We start from the raw sequence: 18,660 nt of genomic DNA, 5'->3' as shown, positions 1-18,660 counted from the left end.
GTCACCCTCACCGCCGGCGAGACCTACGTCGCCATCGCCAACGGCGTCCTCGATCCCGCCGCCTTCGCGGCCAACCCCGACGGACGCGACACGGGCTTCACCCTGCTGCTGAAAACCGGCGCCCGCGAGGCCGCCGAGAATCCGACCAAGGTGGAGTTCTTCACCCTGCACGGGGTGACCGACGCGCCGATGGTGGACGTCTACGTCTTCTTCGGCAAGCTCGTCGTCGACGACGCGAAGTACGGGGACATGACCGGCTACCGCTCTCTCGATGCGGCGCACAACCGCGCGCTCGTGCTCGGAAACTACAGCGGCGTCGGCGATTGGAACTTCTCGTACTACGGGCTCTACGACATCGACCTCACCGGCCTGGCCGGCGGCGCGGCCGTCGTCTTCGCCAGCGGGTTCCTCGATCCCGCCGCCAACGGCGACGGCGAGGCCTTCGGCCTCTTCGCGGCGCTGCCCAACGGCGTCGTCGTCGAGTTCCCGCGCAAGGTCTTCTCCGCCGAGCAGGCGGAAGCGGTCCTGTCGAAGGGCGAGCGCCCGCGGCTCGGCACTCCCGAGGCGCATGTCTACGGGCTCGGCCAGAACCACCCGAACCCCTTCAACCCGGTCACCACGATTCGCTTCAGCCTGCCGAGCGCGCAGCGCGTCTCGCTGAAGGTCTACGACGTGACCGGCCGCGAGGTGGCCACCCTCGTCGACGGGAACCGTCCCGCCGGCGAGCACGCCGTCACCTTCGAGGCGACGAACATCGCCTCCGGCATCTACTTCTACCGCCTCAACGCGGGGGAATTCTCCGCCACGCGGAAGATGATCCTGCTGCGGTAGGCCTGAGCGTTCCGGAGCACACGCGAAGCGGGAGGGACGGCGACGTCCCTCCCGCTTTTTCGTGCTCGACGATGAATCCGTGCGAACCGTTCTCTCTCGCAGTCCCGCCGGCCGCAGCGCCCGGCGCTACCGGAAGCGCAACCGGTTGAGCTCGGCCTCCGCCCACCACTCCGGTTCCACGGGGTCCGCGTGCCGGTGCCAGTAGCCGACGAATGACGGCTCGCCGTCGATCACGCGGACGTACCAGTACTCCTTGTGGATGCATCCGCTCGGGCAGTCCCCCGATCCCCGGTAATACAGGTACGAGCGGCCGCCCTCGATCGTGCGCGGAAAGACGTTCGAGCCGTCGCCGCAGATGCCGTTCGGCCCGGCCGTCACGATACCGGGCAACGCGGCGTACCGCTCGCCGAGGGGCACCGGGTGCAGGAAACCGCCGAACCGGAGAGAGCACCAGCCGTACCGGATGATATGGGTATCCATCTCCTCGAGATCGAACTCGTCGTTCAGCGCGTCCCACGCATGGTAGGCGTCCTCTGCGATCGCCTCGCGCGTCGGCTCGTCGACGTGGAGGCTGATAACGCTCGGCTGCCACGGCAGGTGGAACCCCCCGTACCCGAGCATCGGGTAGTTTTTTGCATAGACCGCCGCGATGCCCGCGAGCTCGTCGTGGATCTCCCCGGCCAGTTCCTCGGGAGGTCTGATCCTTCCTGACAGGTAGAGGGCCATGAGGGTCGCCTGTTCGGACGGGAAGGGCTGGATATCGACGACGGCCCCCGGATCATCCCCCGCCGGCTCGGTGCCGGAGTTCTGGCAGCCGAGCATCGAGACGGCGATGACGAACATGACGGCGATCGCGCGATGACGCGGCATTGCTGACCTCCTCGCGTGCAAACAAATCGTCGCTCCGCCCGCGTTCCGGTGGGGATGGCGGCATGTCAATCGGGGAGAACCGGATCGGTTCTTCCCCGCCGGGAATCCAATCCATAATGCACCGTGTTCCGGATTATCTCTATCGCCTCGTCGTACCATCCGGGCGTCTCTTCCCCTCCGTGCCGGCGGTAATGATCGACGCGCGAGAGCCGCCCGTCCATGACGACGGCGTACCAGAGATCGTCGCTGTCCAGGCCCGCTTCGATGTCAACGACGCTCTTGACGAAGACGTAGGCCCGCCCCGTTTCCGTCTCGCCGACATATATGTTCTCGCGGCCGCGGTACGCCGGGGTGTTCACGTACGAATCGTATTCCGGATTTCTCTCCAGGATGACGCGGAGAATGCCGTCCGTCGCCTCGAACGCCCGGGCCGGGGGGACCGGATTGACGACGTCGTCGAACGCGAGATCGACATACCCGCACGAGACGCCGTCCGTCACGGAGACGGAAACCCCGCACGTCTCGTCGAGGCGGTTCAACGGCTCCCACGTGCCGCTTTGGATCGCCGCGAGCGTCCCGGTATCGACGATCAGCCTGAGCTTTCCGGGAACATAGCGAAAGGTATACCGCACGTCACGCAGGTCGCGCCGGAGAAACCTGATCTCCTCGATCTCATGCGAGATCGCCGCGACGAGCCCCGGCGGCGCCGTCGCCTCGTCGGCGAGAAAGGACGCCACCATCCGTGCATCTTCCTCGGGAAACGGCAATCCGGATTGCCCGGTCGCGGTGGGCGACGTTCCCGGATCGGAACACCCGCACGGCAGCCATGCAGCGAGCACGCATGCGACGACGACCATCCTTCGAAGGAGCATCGTGAACATCCTCTCGCGATGGGCGCGGATCATCGCACCCGTTCAGTAATGGTGGATACCATATGGTAATGCATTTCGCGGAAACCATCAACGTCCTTTCTTCGATCGACCTCCCGCGGAGACGCCGATGAACGATTGAACCGTTGCGCTCGAGCGAACGGTTGGGGCATACTTCCCGAATCATGACCACGGCAGACCGCGGTATCGGATCGCTTTTCGCCGGTGACCGCAGGGCGTGCATCGCCCTCGCGGCGATCGCCCTCGCGGCGCGCATTCCCTTCCTCGACGCGTTCGATCTCGTCACGAACGACGGCGTCTCCTACATCGGCCAGGCCCGCGCGCTCGCGCACGGGGCGCTCAAGGCGAGCGTCTTTCCCGTCGGCTACCCCGCCCTCGTCGCCCTTCTGCTGCCGATCGTCAGGGACGGCGTCCGTGCGGCGCAGGCCGTCGCCGCACTGGCCGGCGCCGGGGCCGTCATCGTGTTCTTTCTCCTCTGCCGCCGTTGGCTATCGAGGACGCACGCGTTCACCGCCGCGATCGTCCTCGCCATCACGCCGCTCTTCGTCCGTCTCTCGTCGATGACGATGTCGGAGACGGCGTACCTCTTCTGGATCCTCTTCGGCCTCCTCCTCTTCGCGAAGGAACGCGACCTTTCCGCGGGGCTCGTTTTCGGCATCGCCGCCATCACACGCCCCGAGGCCCTCGCGATCGCCGGCGTGCTCGGCCTCATCAGGATGCGCGCCCCCCGGCGGCTATTCCGGTTCGCCGGCGCCTTCGTCGCCGCCTACGCCGTCAACGTCGCGGTCCAGTCGATCGCGCGGGACCGGCTCGTCCTCTTGACCAAGACCGAATCCTTCGGCTCGAGCGCGGGCTACTGGAAGCTGCGCGAGGCGTGGATCGACTTCAGCGGCCGCGAGGAGGCGATCGCCGATGTCGTCCGCGAGGGCGGGGAGGCGGGGATTCTGCTCACCTGGCTGCGGCGTCTCCCGGCCGAGATACTGCTCCTCGCCCGACACGCGACGCCGGCGGTCTTTCTGCTCGCCCTCTACGGGATATGGCGGCGACGGCGCAACGTCCTCCTCGCCCTCTTCGCCACCTTCCTCTTCTATCCTCTCTTCACCGTGAGGAGCGAGGCGAGGTTCGTCCTCCCCTATATCCCGGCCCTTCTCTTCTTCGCCGTCGCCGGGCTCGAGTCGATCCAAACGAAGCGGGCGGCGCGGATCGCCGCCGCGTGCCTCGCCGTCTCCGTCGCCGCGGGTCTCTACGTCAACCGTGCGCAACTGACCGAGCCCGTCTCGGCCGGCTACGCGTGGACGAAGCCCGCGGCCGCCGCCTTCCGTCCGTCGATCGAGGAGGGCGCCCTCATCGCCGACCGGAAGCCCTTCTTCGCCTTCTATGCCGGCGGCGAATACGTGGAGATCCCCGCCGCGCCCTACGACGACATCCTCGACCATCTCCACGCGCGCGGCGTCGATTACCTCGTCCTGCACTACGAAACGATCGGCAACTACCGCCCCGTTCTCCTCACCCTCCTCTTCGACCAGGCGGTGATCACCGGCGAGCTGCGCTACCGGCAGTTCTTCTTCCACCCCGGCGTCCTCGTCTACCGCCGGAACCCCCTCGCTCCCGACGCGTCGCGTCGCGAACTCGCCTCCCACGGGAACCGGACGATCTACGGCCCGGTCTGGTCCCCGGACGGCGGATCGATCGCCTACCGCGCCTACGACGACACGGGGCGCGGAGAGATCAGGATCGTCTCCCCGCACGGGGGCGAGTCGAGAGCGATTCTGCAAACGCCCGCGTTCGACGATCCGGTCTCGTGGGAACCCGATTCCCGGAGCATCGTCTTCGCCACGATCGCCGGGGGGAACATCGATCTCTACCGGTACGGCGCCGACGGCCGCCTCGAGCGATTGACGACCGACCCTGCCGTCGACCGGTCGCCATCCATGTCGCGTGACGGCCGCACGATCGTTTTCGTCTCGGATCGCTCGGGTACGGCCGCGGTCTGGATGAAGGATCTCGAGAGTGGTGCGCTCGGGATGATCGCCGGCTCGGAAGGAGGCGCCTACCCGGCGATCTCGCCCGGCGGCCGGCACGTCGCCTGGGTACGGATCGACGGAGGCCTTTGCGTGAGCGATCGCGTCGACGGCGGCACGGTCCGCCTTCCCGCCCCGGAGAAGGTCAACTTCGCACCGGCCTGGCATCCCGGGGGAAAGGCGATCGCCGTGACGGCATCGGACTGGGGCTCGACCGACATCTACCTCGTCACCCCCGACGGCGCTCAGGTGGCGCTCCTGACGAAATCGATGGCGAGGGAAGGACAGCCCGCATGGAGCCCCGATGGCCGGGAAATGGCGTTCGTCGTCTTCGACGGAACGCGGATGTCGCTCGTGGCGCGCGCCGGTCTTGATGCGCACGTCGACCGCCTGCTCGATCCCGAGCCGGTGCGCGTCTTCGAGACGGCGGGCGATCGGCGGCGGTGAAAAAGTCGGACCCGTAATCGCGAAGCGACGTCCAGGTTCCGGTCACCGTCGGAAATCGACCGAAACAACCCGTCGCCCGGGACGTATCATTGATGAATGGGGGAACTGCTCACGGACAACGAACGACTCGTCGAGCCCGGACGACCGGTACGCCGCTTCCCGTCGGTTGCCAGTAGAAAGGATTTCGTCATGAGCACCTTCCGTTCCGACGCGGCGTTACTGCTCTCGACAATCCTCGTCGGCGCGCTCGCCGTCTCGTGCTCGCCGGATTATCGCGCCGTCTTCCCCGCCGACCTCGTCGGCGACTATCTCTTCGACTGCAGGGATCACGACGCCGTCTTCCTCGTCCACGTCGAGGAAGCCGCGGGCAGCCTGGTGGCCCTGTTCGATCTCGCGGACGATCCGATCCCCCTCGAACGGGTCGCGCCCGGCAGCCACCTCTTCCGCATGCGCGGGGAATGGATCGGCGAATACGAGCTCGCCTTCGAGCGGGGGGAGGGCGACGGCATCGAAACGCTCGTGATGACGAGAAACGGCGGCGATATCGTGATGCGCGGCGAGCGGACGACCGAGCCGGCCGCCACGCTCCGCTCATACCGCGGGGAGATGCCTTCCCCCTACCGCTACCGGCAGCCGATCGAATGCGGCGACGGCTGGCGCACGTCCGACATCCGCAACTCCGGCATCGACGTCGCGGCGATCGAAAACCTCGTGAACGAGCTCGCCGGGAACCACCCCTGGATGCACAGCATCCTCGTCGTCCGGAACGGCCGGATCGTCCTCGAGGAGTACCTGAACAATTGCGATCCCCTCAGGCTGCACCGCGTGCAGTCGGTGACGAAGAGCGTGACCTCGGCCCTCGTCGGCCTCGCCCTGCGCGAGGGGTGCATCCGGGATATCGACGATCCCGTGTACCGGTACCTGCCCGGGTACGATTCCCTCTTCATTGGCGACAAGCGGAACGTCACGATCCGGCACCTGCTGACCATGTCGGCGGGGTTCGAGTGGAACGAGGGATCGACGTACCATGCCGACCCGGAGAGATGCGATTCGCACATCGCCGGCGCGACCGGCGACTACATCGGGTACGTCCTGGCGAAACCCCTCGCGACGAAGCCGGGCGCCACATGGTGTTACAACAGCGGCTACCCGAACATTCTCGGCCACATCATCGAACGGACCTGCGGGATGAGCATCGTCGAGTTCTCGTACCGGTACCTGCTCGATCCGATCGGCGTCAAGCGGTTCCAGCTCTTCGACATCGCTGGCGAGGACAGGCCGAGCTGCGCGGGAGGCTGCCGGATGACCTCGCGCGACATGGCGCGCTTCGGGCAGCTGTACCTCGACGGCGGCAGGTGGAAGGGCCGGCAGGTCGTGCCGGCCGCCTGGGTGGCGGAATCGATGACGCCCCGCTACGAGACGCCCCACGGCACGGGATACGGCTATTGCTGGAAGACGATGACGAGCCCCGACGGCAAGCACGAGTTCTTCTTCGCGAGCGGCACCGGCGGGCAATACATCGTCTGCATCCCCGACCTCGATACGGTCGTCGTGACGACGGCCCGCTTCGACACCGACCGCGGCGACGCGATCGCCGGCGTGCTTCTCGAGAAGCTCTTGCCGGCGCTGTAGTAAACCGCCGACCTCCGTTCGCCCGTTTCGGGCAGGCGGCGTCACTCCCCGCCGGCCCGGAGCGTGTCTCTCACGAGGGCGGTCTTTTACCGGAGCAGCACCATCTTCCTCGTCTCCTCGAACGCTCCCGTCCTGAGGCGGTAGAAGTAGACGCCGCTCGCCACGCGATCGCCGGCGCCGCTCAGGCCGTCCCACGTCTCGTCGTAGACGCCGGCCCCGCGCTTTTCGTCGACGAGTTGACGGACGAGCCGCCCCGCCGCATCGAATATCTCGAGTTGCACTCGCCCGTCGCGCCTGAGCTCGAAGGCGATGCGGGTCGTCGGATTGAAGGGGTTCGGGTAGTTCTGCGCGAGACGGGTCGCCTGCGGCGGCGCGGGCGCCAGATCGACGGCCGAAGAACCGGTCGCCACCATGGACTGCCAGTCGACGAGCGGATCGGCCGTGTGGGCGATCACCTGGTAATAATAGGTATAGTCGTCGGCCGGCGTCGTGTCGGTATACGCGTAGCGTTCGAGCTGGTAGGCGTCGATCGACGCCACGGTCTCCCACGCGTAGTCCATGACGGGGCTGCGCAGAACCTCGTACCGGGTGACGACCTCCTCGGGAAACGCGTCCACGCGCGAACGGTCCCAGGAAAGAAGAAGGCGTCCGCCCGCGTCGTTCGGCACGTCGTCGACACCGGTGATGCGCGGCGCCGGGTTCCCCCAGTAGCCGTGCCGGTCGATCCGCTGCGCGAACACGTCGTTGCCGCTGTCGAGGATCCGCTGATCCAGCCATGAAAGGATCGGGCTGTAGTCGTTCGTCGTGACCAGATCGATGGATCCCTGCGAGCCCGGCCTGACCGCCACGGGAATGCCCCCGGAGATCCAGTAGTTGATGCCGTCCCCGTCGATGTGCTGGATGAAGATGTCCTGCTGGTAGTTGCGTTCGTCGATCCAGGCGATGTACGAGCCGCCGAAGTAGTCGGGGATAACCCGCGGATAGGTCTGGTTGCCTTCCTGGCTGCAGATGTACGCCCCGTTGCCGCTCCACTGCGGCGTCCCCGCTGAATTGAGCCGCTGGGCGAAGAGGTTGGATCCGCTCGCCGTACCGTGGCTCCACGCGATGATCACGCCGTAGTTCCATGGATCGTAGGCGATGTCGGGCTGGTGCTGGACGTAATCGGTGTAGGTGACGGCGATGCCGTTCGCCGTCCATTGCACCGAGCCGGCCGAGTTGATCCTCTGCGCGTAGATGTTGCTTTTGGGACCGCGGCTGTCCGACCAGGCGATCACCGCGCCGCCGAACCCGTCGCGTGCGATCTTAGGGCTGCTCTGCGAGGAGGCGAGCTCAACGCAGATGCCGGCGCCGTCGATCGCCCACTGCACGACGCCGCTCGAGTTGACGCGCTGGGCGAAGATGTCGCCGTCGAAGTCGTTGCGCTTGTCGTGCCACGTGATGATGACCCCGCCCGTGCCGTCCTCGATCATCTCGGGATACTCCTGGTTGCCCGGGGCGGTGCAAACGGGGATGCCGTTCGCCGCCCACTGCGGGACGCCGTCGGCGTCGATCCGCTGCATGAAGAGGTCCCTGCCGTTCCCCGCGTCCCGCTCGTCGATCCAGGCGACATAGGCGCCGCCGTACCAGTCGGGGGCGATCACGGGATAGAGCTGGTCGTTCGACGCGCTGCAGACCACCGCCCCCGTCACGGCCCACTGGATGGTCCCGTCAGGGTTCACGCGCTGGGCTTTGATGTTGAAATTCAGCATGTGGTTGTCCTGGTAGGCGACGATGACCCCCCCGGCGGCGTCGTGCGTGATCGCGGGGGCCCGCTGATCGACGGCGAGCATCCCGGTGACGTCGACGCCGTCCACGGCCCAGAGCGGGTCGCCGAACGGCCCGAGCCGCTGGAGATAGACCTCGTAGTGGGCGTTGTTGCGGTAGTCCTCCCATGCGACGTACGCGCCGTCGTTCCAGTCGGACACCATGCAGTTGTACGACTGGCTGTTGGGCTGCGCGACGACCGGAACCCCGTGCTCTGCCCACTGCGCGTTCGCGCCTGGAGCGGCGAGGCAGATGAGCAGACATGAGATCGCCGCGGCGAGGTAACGTCTCTTCATCGAAGGACCTCCTTCTCGTGTCGTATTCGTCGTTGTCATGACCGTCTTCCCTTCTCTCCATCGGGTTCGAACGCGCTAGCGCGACAAGACCATCTTTTTCGTCTCGACGAAGTCTCCCGCCCGCAGGCGGTAGAAATAGACGCCGCTCGCCGCGGGGCGGCCGTGGCGGTCGAGGCCGTCCCACGTCTCCGCGTAGGCGGCCGCCGGGCGCCGCTCGTCGACGATGGTGCGTACGAGGCGGCCGGCGACGTCGTAGACGCGAAGCGTAACCACCGCCGGGGCGTCGAGACCGAAACGGATCGTCGTCGAGGGATTGAACGGGTTGGGATAGTTCTGGTCGAGAAAGCTCGCGGCGGGGGCAGACGGCGTGGCGCCGCCGGTGATGTCGTCGCCGCGGATCGTGTCCCCCGCGCTCTCGTTGCCGTGGATGTCGACGGCCGTGACGATGTGGTAGCTCCCCTCCCACCACCGCCAGGTGTCGTCGAAGTACGTGGTCTCCGTCGTCGTCGCGAGGAGCTCGACGACGTCGGCGGCGGCCCGAAGACCGCCCGAAGAACCCGGTGTCGCCTTGTAGATCCCGTAGTGCGAGAAGTCGGGGGCGTCGCTTCCGTTCCACGAGAGATCGAGCCCCTCGGGATCGTAGCTCTGCTGGCCCTCGCCGCTGCTCGGCGGGGCCGGGGAGAGGTTGTCGATCGAGTAGCCCGAATCGACGGGGGATTCCCAGAACCGGGCCTGGTCGATGGCGTGTGCGATCACCTTGAAGTAATGCCAGCCGGCGTCGCCGGGAATCGAGTCATGATGTGTCGGCGCGTCGTACGTGTACTGCGGCGCCTCCGTGGCTTCGAGATAGTCGAGGAACTCCCAGCCGTACGTCATGCCTCCCGCCGTCGTCACGTGGAAGACGGGGCGGTCGGATTCCGTCCGCATCGCGCCGGGCCGGGCGGGATCCTCCGCGTTCTGCAGTTCCCCGATTTCGACGGGCTGTGCGCCCCGCGCGAGCAGCGCGGCGAGTTCCTCGCCGGAGAGCCGTCGCCAGACGGAGTACTGCTCGACCACGCCGCCCCCGCCGCCGTCGAGACGCGAACGGTCGAAGGTCACACGCACCGATCCTCCCTGATCGCCGGCGATATCGTCGACGCCCGTGATCGTCCCCGCCGGCCATCCCCAGTAGCCGAACCGATCGACGCGTTGCGTATAGACGTCGATGTCGTCCCGGTAATCCGCCCAGGTGCCGATCATGCCTCCCCGCCCGTCGGCGCAGAGCCGGGGCTCCATCTGGTTGCCGATGTCGGTGCAGAGCGACACCCCGCCGAGGACCCATTCGATGGTGGAATAGTGCCCGACGCGCTGCGCGTAGACGTCGGGATTGCCGCTCCGGTAGTCGCGCCAGGAGACGATCGCCCCTCCGGCGCCGTCGGACACGATCCGCGGAGTGTCCTGATCCCCCGAAAAGTTGCAGATCACCATGCCGCTCGATCCCCAGCCGGCATTCCCGTTGCCGGAAATCCGCTGCACGTAGATATTGCTGTTGCTGGAGCGGTTGTCTTCCCATGCGACGATCGCCCCGCCCTCGCCGTCGCTCGCGAGGCGCACGTCGTAGACGTCGCCCAGCGTGCCGCTCAGCAGCACGCCGTCGGTCGTCCACAGCTTGGCGCCGGTCGAACTCACCCGCTGCGCGTAGGCCGACCAGTAGGAGACGTGCCGCTGGTCGTACCACGCGATGATCGCCCCGCCGGACCCGTCCGCGACGATCTGGGGAAAGAAGAGGAGGCTGTTGTCCTGGCAAACGGGGGTGCCGTTCGCCGTCCAGCGGATGTCGCCGTCGTGGTCGACCCGCTGCGCGTAGATGTGGACGAAGTTGCGAAGATCGGTCCACGCGATGATCACGCCCCCCTGGCCGTCGGAGCAGATCTCCATCTCGTACTGGTGCTGCGTCGCGTCGCAGACGAGCATCGGCTCGATCCCCCACTTCGTGACGCCGTCGCCGTCGACCCGCTGGGCGTAGAGGTTGCTGTAGGTCAGGTAGTAGTCCTCGTAGACGAGGATGCAGCCCCCCGCGTCGTCGGAAACGATCCGCGGGTTCCACTGGTCGCCGCCGAGGGTCGCGATGCTGCGGGCCCAGAGGGTCGTGCCGTCGCCGTCCACGTGCGCCAGGAAGATGTCGTCGTCGAGCCAGTACTCCTCGCTCTCGTAGACGACGAAGACGCCGCCGGCGCCGTCCGTGCAGATCGACGGCTTGTCCTGGTCGGTATCGGCGGTGGTGACCGGCACGCCGTCGGGGGCCCAGAGCGCCCGCCCGAACTCGTCGATCCGCTGCGCGTAGAGGTCGTGTTCGGTGATCTGCCAGTTGCGGCCGTCCACCCAGACGATAACGGCCCCGCCCGCGCCGTCGGGGATGATCTCCGACGCGTACTGGTAGCCATTCCCGGTGAAGATGTTGATGCCGTTCAGCGCCCACTGCGCGTTGAGCGGCGCCGCCGCCGTGCACAGGAGGATGCAGAGGCAGGCCGTGAAGGCTGCGAATCTACCCATTGATGGGCCTCCTTCTCATAGATGCCGCCGAGGCGGGAGGGTATCTGTCGTATTTTAGACGGATTGAGCCGCGGAAGGATTGTACGCGATAGTCGGGAATTATTCCAGGGGATTATCGAAACGAAGACGCGTCCCGCGCGGACGCTCCGGACCGGAGATGCAGATGATCCGCTTCATGCTGTCCCCTTTCGTTTGGGCAGCTCGGCGCCCTCCCTGAGCTTGAAGGTGATCCCGCCGTCCCCGTCGACGGACTTCTGGTGGTCGACGTCCCCCGACAGGATGTCCTCGGGGATCCCGTCGGGGAAGGCTTTGCAGGTCAGCGGGACCTTCGTCAGGTCCAGGTGGTCGCATCGGTCACAGAGTTCCGAGACCGTGACCAGGTAGATGTATCACCCGCCGAAGACCCGCCTGAGCAGGTCGGTCGTGCGGGCCATTGGGTCCTCTCGGATCTTGCGCTCCTCCTGCCCCAGCACGGTGAAGAGCCCGTCGAGGGCTCTTTCCGTGACATAGTCGTCGAGATCGACGAGCCGGTCCGCGTTCGGGGGAGCGATGCCGTTGTAGGCGTCGGCGATCTGCCCGTAGACGCGCGAGAGCCCGATCTCCCCGATCTTCTCTTCGACGATCGGCCGGAAGCGCTCGCGCAGGGCATCCCCCGTCCTGGCACGGAAGTATTCCGTGGCCGCGGTGTCATGTCCGCGCAGGATGCCGAATGCATCGGAGATGCTCATGCCGGTGATGGCGGTCCAGAAGATATCTCGGGCCTCTCCCGCGGCGAGCTCGGCCGCCCGGTTCATGCCGGCCTCGAGCTCGTTTACCTGCGAGCCGAGTCCGATCGTCCGCAGGGTCGAGGCGGCGGACTGCAATTGATCGGGGATCGCGATGCGGATCAGCTGGTTGCCCAGGTAGCCGTCCACCTTCGATGTCGAGATGACGGTGTTTCCGGTCCCGATCCGCAGGGCCTCCTTGAGGCCGCGGGCGACGGTGCCCTCGTCGAGATCGCCGCCGGAGCCCGCGCCGGAGCCGAGCACCGCGGACAGGTCCTGCTGCAACGCGGCGCAACCGAACGTGAAGACGAGCGCCGCCAGGAGCAGCGACGCTAAAAGACGTTTCGTTGATCTCACGGATCATCTCCCCGGTAGAGTATGGACTATTCCTGCTTCTTCGCGCTGATCCGCCCCGTCCCCGCCCCCGTCACCCGGCCGATGACGGCGGCCTCGAGCCCCGCCGCCCGCAGACTCGCGGCGTAGCGTTCCGCCTGGTCTTCGGGGAGGGCGACGAGGAGGCCCCCCGAGGTCTGCGCGTCGCAGAGGATCATGCGATCGATACGCGAGAGTCCCTCGTCCCAGTCCATGACGGGCGAGACGAATTCGTGGTTGTTGATCGTGCCGCCCGGAATGATGTCCGCGAGCGCCAGTTCCCGAACACCGGGGATGACGGGGACGGCGGCGGCCCAGACTTCGACGTCCACTCCGCTTCCCTCGGTCATCTCCTTGAGGTGACCCATGAGGCCGAAGCCGGTAACGTCGGTGCAGGCATGGGCGTCGAACCCGTCGAGCGCCTCGGCCGCCGCACGGTTCAGGGCGCTCATGACCTCGATCGCCCGGCCTGCCACCGCCGGCTCGGCCACCCCGCGCTTCATCGCCGTCGCGATGATCCCCGTGCCGATCGGCTTGGTGAGGACGAGGGCGTCCCCCGGCTTCGCGCCGCTGTTCCGGAGGACCGTGTCCGGATGGGCGACGCCCGTGACGGCGAGGCCGTACTTGGGCTCGTTGTCCTCGATCGTGTGGCCGCCGATCACCGAGACGCCCGCCTCGGCCGCCTTCTCGAGCGCCCCCTCGAGGATGGCGCGCAGGACGTCGAGGGAGAGCCGCTTGTCGGGGAAGGCGACGATGTTGAGGCCGAAGAGGGGCCTGGCCCCCATCGCGTAGATGTCGCTGAGGGAGTTCGCCGCGGCGATCGCCCCGAAGAGGCGCGGATCGTCGACGATCGGCGTGAAGAAATCGACCGTCTGGACGATGGCGATGTCGTCGGCGATGCGGTAGACCGCGGCGTCGTCGGCCGTCGCCGTCCCGACGAGGACGTTCGGATCGGTCGGGACGGGCAGGCCGGCGAGGACCTTCTCGAGATCCTGCGGGCGGAGCTTGCAGGCGCAGCCGAGACCGTGGGTGAAGCGGGTGAGCTTCACTTCCTCCGTCGCCGCGCCGGGAACGCAGGCCGGCGCCCCGTCGGGGCGGAGCCTGGCCACGGCGGCCGTTACCGTCTCGATCGCCGCGTCGATCTCCGCGGCGGTCGTCGAACGCCCGGTCGTGAAGCGGATCGTCCCCATCGCGTACTCGACGGGCACCTTCATCGCCTCGAGCACGACGGAGACGTCGATCGAATCGGTGTGGCAGGCGGCGCCGGCCGAGGCGGCCACATCCTCCCCGATCTCGTCGAGGAGGGTGTTCGCCTCGACGAGCGGGAAGCTGATGCTGAGGGTGTTCGGCAGACGGTGCTTCCGATCGCCGTTCACCCGCGCGTCGGGGACGGCTGCGAGGAGCCCCTCCTCGAGACGGTCGCGAAGCGTCCGCATGTGCGCCGAGTTCCCGTCGAGGTCGCGGGTGGCCGCGGCCGCCGCCGCGCCGAGCCCGACGATCTCGAGGATGTTCTCCGTGCCGGCCCGCATGTTGGCCTCGTGGTCGGCCCCGTGGATGAGCTTGTCCACCGAGACGCCACGGCGGATATAGAGGGCACCGATCCCCTTCGGGCCGTAGAACTTGTGCCCGGCCACCGAGAGCAGATCCACGCCGAGGTCATCGACCCTCACGGGGATCTTCCCCACCGACTGCGCCGCATCGGTGTGGAAGAGCGCGCCCCGCCCGCGGGCGATTGCGGCGAGCTCGGCGATCGGCTGGATCGTGCCGACCTCGTTGTTCGCGTGCATCACCGAGACGAGAACCGTTTCGGGCGTGAGAGCCGCTTCGAGATCGGCCGGCGAGACGCGTCCCTCGCCGTTAACCGGGAGGGTCGTCACGCGGAAGCCGTTCCGGGCGAGCCAGGCGCAGACCTCGCTCACCGCGGGGTGCTCGACCGCCGAGGTGACGATGTGGTTGCCGCGCGCGCGGGAGGCGAAGACCGCCCCCTTGATCGCGAGGTTGTTGCTCTCGCTGCCGCCGCTCGTGAAGACGATCTCCTCGGGGGCGCAGCCGAGGAGCCCGGCGAGTTGCCCGCGGGCGGCGACGATCGCCTGCTTCGTCTGGACGCCGTACCAGTGCGAGCTCGACGGGTTGCCGAATCGCTCCTCGAGGTAGGGGCGCATCGCCTCGGCCGCCTCGTGCGAGACGGGGGTCGTGGCGTTGAAATCGAGATAGATCGGCGGCACGGTTCGTTCTCCCTTCGTCCGGGCCCGAATGGCGGCGCGCCCGGCGAGGCGGGCACCGCTACAGGATATACGAGTGCGTGCCTCGATGCAACGCCTCCCGTGGATTCGGGGAGCGTCCCGCACCGAAGGCGTTTCCTTCGAGCGACGCGATTCGCCGGCCCCATGGCCGATCGCCCGCGCGGACGCACACCCGGCTTGACAGCGGCACCGCCCTGCGGGACACTGGTAAAGAACTCGTTCAACTGCAATCGGAACGGCACCACGGGCTGGAACGATGCTCCATCACCGAGAAACACGGACGTCTCCATCGCGAACGCCGCGCGCCGCCGCCACGCGGCGATTCCTCCGGCTCATCGCGGCCGCCGGGCTCCTTTTGATCGCGCCGGCCGCCGCCCGTGACCAGGCAGTGCAGCCACCGGTCGCGCTCACTCCGCCGGAACGGGCCTGGCTCGCCGACCACCCCGTCATCCGCATCGCGCCCGACCCGCAGTTCCCGCCCATCGAGTCCTTCGACGACGAGGGCGAGTACGTGGGCATCGCCGCCGATTTCATGCGCATCGTCGAGGAGACGACCGGGATCCGCTTCGAGGTGGTCCGCTGCGACGACTGGGACGACGTCCTCCTGAAGGCGAGAAACCGCGAGGTCGACGCCCTGCCCGCCGCGGCACAGACGCCCGAGCGATCGAACTATCTCCTCTTCTCCGAGCCGCACATCGTCCTGTCCGGCGTGATCATCACGCGGGCCAGGGCGGAAGAGCCCGTCACGCTCGAGGATCTCACCTCGATGAAGGTGTCGATCGTCGAGGGATACGTCTGGCAGGAGTTCCTGGAGAAGGATTTTCCCGGCATCCGGCTCGACCTCACCCCCGATCTTTGGACCTGCCTCAACAAGGTGGCCCTGGGACTCTCCGACGCCACGGTGGCGACCCTCCCCGTGGCCCTCTACTACATCGAGAAGGAAGGGGTGACGAACCTCAAGGTGGCCGGCGAGACCGGCTACTTCACGAGGCTCTCCTTCGCCTCGCGAAGCGACTGGCCGGAGCTGGGCGCCATCGTCAGGAAGGCGCTGGACGGCATCCCGCCGGAACGGAAGCAGCAGATCCTCGCGCGGTGGATCCACGTCCACGACCGCTCGCCGTTCAGGCGGAAGGAGTTCCTTCTCGCGGGGATCGTCGTCATCGGCCTGTTCGCCGTCGTCATCGCCGCCGTCGCGACATGGAACGCCTCGCTCAGGCGGCAGGTGAACCGGCGGACGGAGGAGCTGCGCGTCCAGCTCCGCGAGCGCAAGCTGGCCGACGAGGAGCGCGGGAGACTGCAGGCCCAGCTGATCCAGGCGCAGAAGATGGAATCGGTCGGCCGGCTGGCGGGGGGCGTGGCGCACGACTTCAACAACATGCTCGGCGTCATCCTCGGCCACACCGAGCTGGCCCTGGCCGAGGTGGCCTCGTCATCGCCGATCCGCGAGGATCTGCAGCAGATACACAAGGCGACGCTGCGCTCGACGGACGTCATCCGGCAACTCCTCGCCTTCGCGCGCAAACAGACGATCGCGCCCCGCCCGCTCGACCTGAACGAGGCCGTCGAGAGCATGCTCAAGATGCTTCGCCGCCTGATCGGCGAGGACATCGAGCTGGCCTGGCTGCCGGAGAGCGCCCCCTGCCCGGTCAAGCTCGACCCGACGCAGCTCGACCAGGTACTGGCGAACCTGTGCGTCAACGCGCGGGACGCCATCGCGGGCGTCGGCCGGATCGTCATCGAGACCGCCGCCGTCTCCGTCGGCGAATCCGTCGCCGCGAACCTGCCGGACGTCCTCCCCGGCGCGTACGTCATGCTCTCGGTCAGCGACGACGGCTGCGGCATGGACGAGGCGACCGTTGGGATGCTCTTCGAGCCCTTCTTCACCACGAAGGAACCGGGCAAGGGCACCGGGCTCGGGCTGGCCACCGTCTACGGCATCGTCAAGCAGAACGACGGGTTCATCAACGTCTACAGCGAACCGGGCACGGGAACGACCTTCAAGATCTACTTCCGGCGGCACGCCGGCGATCTCGCCGGAGAGCCGTCCGGCGAAGAGCCGCCCGCCCCGAAGGGCACGGGCGAGACGATTTTGGTGGTGGAGGACGAGGCCTCGATCCTGGCCCTCACCGAGCGGCTTCTCGTCTCGCTGAATTACCGCGTCCTGACCGCGAGGACGCCGGACGAGGCGCTCGCCGTCGCGGACCGCCACGGCGGCGGGATCTCGCTGCTGATCACCGACGTGGTCATGCCGGGGATGAACGGCAAGGGGCTGGCGGAACGGTTGACCGCCTCCGACCCGACCCTGCGCTGCCTCTACATGTCGGGCTACTCGGCCGACGTCATCGCCCACCGGGGAATGCTCGACGCGGGCGTCCACTTCATCCAGAAGCCCTTCTCGACGAGCGACCTGGCCGCCGCGGTCAGGCGGGCGATGAAAAACTGACCAGACGCGGCGGGTCTCCGCGTCACGGTCGCCTTCCCCGGCCCGATCGCCCCGCCCGACGCGCGTTCCGCCTTCCGATCACCGCTCGTATTTCGCCGCCCTCGCTCCCGCCGCCATCAGGGCGCAGAAGAAAAGCGCACCGCCGGGAACGACGACACGGGGGTCCGATCCGCGCAGCACGCCGACGAGGTCCTCGACGAGGGCCTGCGCGTTCCCCCGCGCCCCGGCGAGCAGCAGCGCGTTGACGATGCCGAGCGCGACGAGACCCACGCCGAAGATCACGGCGAAGCGCGTATACCCGATCGTGAAGATCAGGACGTAGGCGCACCCCGAGACGACGAGGGCGGCCATCGTGACGTCGACGATCGCCCCGCGCGCGACGGCCAGGCCGACGGGATCCACGATGCGCGACCCGGCGAGCGACAGCGTGACGGCGAGCCAGAGCGCCGTCACTGCGAGCGGCAGCGCCGCCTTGGCGGCGACGACCCGAGCGTTCCCCACCGGCAGAGACCGCAGGAAACGGTACCCCTCGTCCTTCTCCTCCCGCTGTTCGAGCGAGAGGACGGGCATCATCACGACGATGATCGAGAGTGCGCTGGTGACTCCCGCGCGGAAGACGTCGTTGTCGACGAGGTCGGTCGACCAGACGATCCCGACGATCGCCAGTGCGAACAGGGCGAACCACAGGAAGAAGGAGAGGTCCTTGTTCACGAGTGCGAGCATGCTACTCCTCCGTGACGAGGGCCTTCACGTCCGCGGGCAGATCGAAGATCCCCTCGGGCATCTCCACGTCGTACTCGACCTTCGTGAGCTTGATGAAACGATCCTGCCCCATGACCACGATCCTCGTGACTTTGGCCTGCTTGATGCCGCCGAAATCGGCGTAATCGGATTCGTAGGCCATCAGCGGGACCTTTCCCATCTGCGTCTCCAGGACGCTCGACGTGGCGACGACCAGGTTCGTCTCGACGTCGAAGAACTGCGTGCGGGGGCTTCCCTCCTTGAAGGCGATCTCCACGCGCCAGCAGGGCGTGCCCTCTATCGTATCGAGCCCCGTGCACTCGGCTTTCTCGACGATGTCCCGCCAGTTCCAGATCGCGTCGAAATCGGCGTCGCGCATCATTTCGATCTTCTCGGGCCCCTCCTTGATCTGCGGCCCCGTCATCATCGAGCTCTCCCAGGCGACGTCTCCCGCGATGCCGCGGTCGATCGTGCCGATGCCGGGGATCTCGACGGTCGAGCGGAAGAGCTTCGGACGGGCGTGGTAGATCGTCAGCGTGCCCGAGACCCCCTGGGCGGGGATCTCGAATGTTGCCGTCATGATCTTGCTCTTCACCGCCCGGTAGGCGTCAGCGCTGCCGGTGGCCTCGACGAATCCGTCGAGGATCGCCTCGGCCGGCGGGCAGTCCTCCGCCGCGGCGCGGCCGGTCGTAAAGACGAGCGCGACCAGGACCATGGCGAACAGCGCGAAGACCAGCGCGATCGCGGCGATGAATACCTTCTTCTGCTTCATCTC

12 protein-coding genes are annotated in these 18,660 nt (G+C 67.4%); 4 read left to right on the top strand and 8 right to left on the bottom strand.

The window, feature by feature from the left end; all coding sequences use genetic code 11:
- A partial coding sequence (locus JW876_11080; GenBank protein ID MBN1886050.1) for a T9SS type A sorting domain-containing protein occupies positions 1 to 831 on the top strand: 831 nt, incomplete at its 5' end.
- Between the two features lie 126 nt (positions 832 to 957).
- On the opposite strand, the gene JW876_11075 is transcribed toward JW876_11080, so the two are convergent.
- Positions 958 to 1,701, bottom strand: a complete 744-nt coding sequence (locus JW876_11075; GenBank protein MBN1886049.1) for a hypothetical protein — start codon at positions 1,699 to 1,701, stop codon at positions 958 to 960.
- Positions 1,702 to 1,766: 65 nt separating this feature from the next.
- On the bottom strand, positions 1,767 to 2,573 hold the full coding sequence (locus JW876_11070) for a hypothetical protein (protein ID MBN1886048.1): 807 nt from the start codon (positions 2,571 to 2,573) through the stop codon (positions 1,767 to 1,769).
- A gap of 182 nt (positions 2,574 to 2,755) precedes the next feature.
- On the opposite strand from JW876_11070, the gene JW876_11065 reads away from it, so the two are divergent.
- Positions 2,756 to 5,059, top strand: a complete 2,304-nt coding sequence (locus tag JW876_11065) for a PD40 domain-containing protein (GenBank protein MBN1886047.1) — start codon at positions 2,756 to 2,758, stop codon at positions 5,057 to 5,059.
- Between the two features lie 189 nt (positions 5,060 to 5,248).
- Positions 5,249 to 6,691: a serine hydrolase gene (locus JW876_11060; GenBank protein ID MBN1886046.1), complete on the top strand. Its 1,443-nt coding sequence runs from the start codon at positions 5,249 to 5,251 to the stop codon at positions 6,689 to 6,691.
- A gap of 86 nt (positions 6,692 to 6,777) precedes the next feature.
- Here JW876_11060 and JW876_11055 read toward each other — a convergent pair whose 3' ends face one another.
- The 4 genes from JW876_11055 to selD form a co-directional block, all read right to left on the bottom strand.
- Entirely contained in the window at positions 6,778 to 8,790 is a 2,013-nt protein-coding gene (locus JW876_11055; GenBank protein MBN1886045.1) for a T9SS type A sorting domain-containing protein, read from the bottom strand.
- Between the two features lie 75 nt (positions 8,791 to 8,865).
- Entirely contained in the window at positions 8,866 to 11,322 is a 2,457-nt protein-coding gene (locus JW876_11050; protein MBN1886044.1) for a T9SS type A sorting domain-containing protein, read from the bottom strand.
- A gap of 389 nt (positions 11,323 to 11,711) precedes the next feature.
- On the bottom strand, positions 11,712 to 12,443 hold the full coding sequence (locus JW876_11045) for a DUF4197 domain-containing protein (protein ID MBN1886043.1): 732 nt from the start codon (positions 12,441 to 12,443) through the stop codon (positions 11,712 to 11,714).
- Positions 12,444 to 12,469: 26 nt separating this feature from the next.
- Positions 12,470 to 14,683 (bottom strand): selenide, water dikinase SelD, encoded by a 2,214-nt coding sequence (selD, locus tag JW876_11040; protein ID MBN1886042.1) that lies wholly within the window; start codon positions 14,681 to 14,683, stop codon positions 12,470 to 12,472.
- A gap of 274 nt (positions 14,684 to 14,957) precedes the next feature.
- On the opposite strand from selD, the gene JW876_11035 reads away from it, so the two are divergent.
- Positions 14,958 to 17,144: a transporter substrate-binding domain-containing protein gene (locus JW876_11035; GenBank protein MBN1886041.1), complete on the top strand. Its 2,187-nt coding sequence runs from the start codon at positions 14,958 to 14,960 to the stop codon at positions 17,142 to 17,144.
- A 78-nt stretch (positions 17,145 to 17,222) separates the two neighbouring features.
- Here JW876_11035 and JW876_11030 read toward each other — a convergent pair whose 3' ends face one another.
- Together JW876_11030 and JW876_11025 are read right to left on the bottom strand one after the other, a co-directional pair.
- A complete protein-coding gene (locus tag JW876_11030) occupies positions 17,223 to 17,867 on the bottom strand; it encodes an ABC-2 transporter permease (GenBank protein MBN1886040.1) in 645 nt (214 codons plus the stop codon).
- Position 17,868: 1 nt separating this feature from the next.
- Positions 17,869 to 18,657, bottom strand: a complete 789-nt coding sequence (locus tag JW876_11025; protein ID MBN1886039.1) for a hypothetical protein — start codon at positions 18,655 to 18,657, stop codon at positions 17,869 to 17,871.
- Positions 18,658 to 18,660 lie beyond the last annotated feature (3 nt).

It is taken from the genome of Candidatus Krumholzibacteriota bacterium (genome assembly GCA_016931295.1).
Lineage (GTDB): Bacteria > Krumholzibacteriota > Krumholzibacteriia > Krumholzibacteriales > Krumholzibacteriaceae > JAFGEZ01.
Note: the sequence above shows the minus strand (reverse complement) of the source record. Positions and strands in the feature narration are given on the sequence as shown.

Bases quoted from the DNA above. Each gene is read 5' to 3' on its own strand.
- JW876_11030 (MBN1886040.1), bottom strand. From the start codon at position 17,867: ATGCTCGCACTCGTGAACAAGGACCTCTCCTTCTTCCTGTGGTTCGCC.
- JW876_11035 (MBN1886041.1), top strand. From the start codon at position 14,958: ATGCTCCATCACCGAGAAACACGGACGTCTCCATCGCGAACGCCGCGC.
- JW876_11075 (MBN1886049.1), bottom strand. From the start codon at position 1,701: ATGCCGCGTCATCGCGCGATCGCCGTCATGTTCGTCATCGCCGTCTCG.
- JW876_11050 (MBN1886044.1), bottom strand. From the start codon at position 11,322: ATGGGTAGATTCGCAGCCTTCACGGCCTGCCTCTGCATCCTCCTGTGC.
- JW876_11055 (MBN1886045.1), bottom strand. From the start codon at position 8,790: ATGAAGAGACGTTACCTCGCCGCGGCGATCTCATGTCTGCTCATCTGC.
- JW876_11060 (MBN1886046.1), top strand. From the start codon at position 5,249: ATGAGCACCTTCCGTTCCGACGCGGCGTTACTGCTCTCGACAATCCTC.
- JW876_11070 (MBN1886048.1), bottom strand. From the start codon at position 2,573: ATGCTCCTTCGAAGGATGGTCGTCGTCGCATGCGTGCTCGCTGCATGG.
- JW876_11065 (MBN1886047.1), top strand. From the start codon at position 2,756: ATGACCACGGCAGACCGCGGTATCGGATCGCTTTTCGCCGGTGACCGC.
- JW876_11025 (MBN1886039.1), bottom strand. From the start codon at position 18,657: ATGAAGCAGAAGAAGGTATTCATCGCCGCGATCGCGCTGGTCTTCGCG.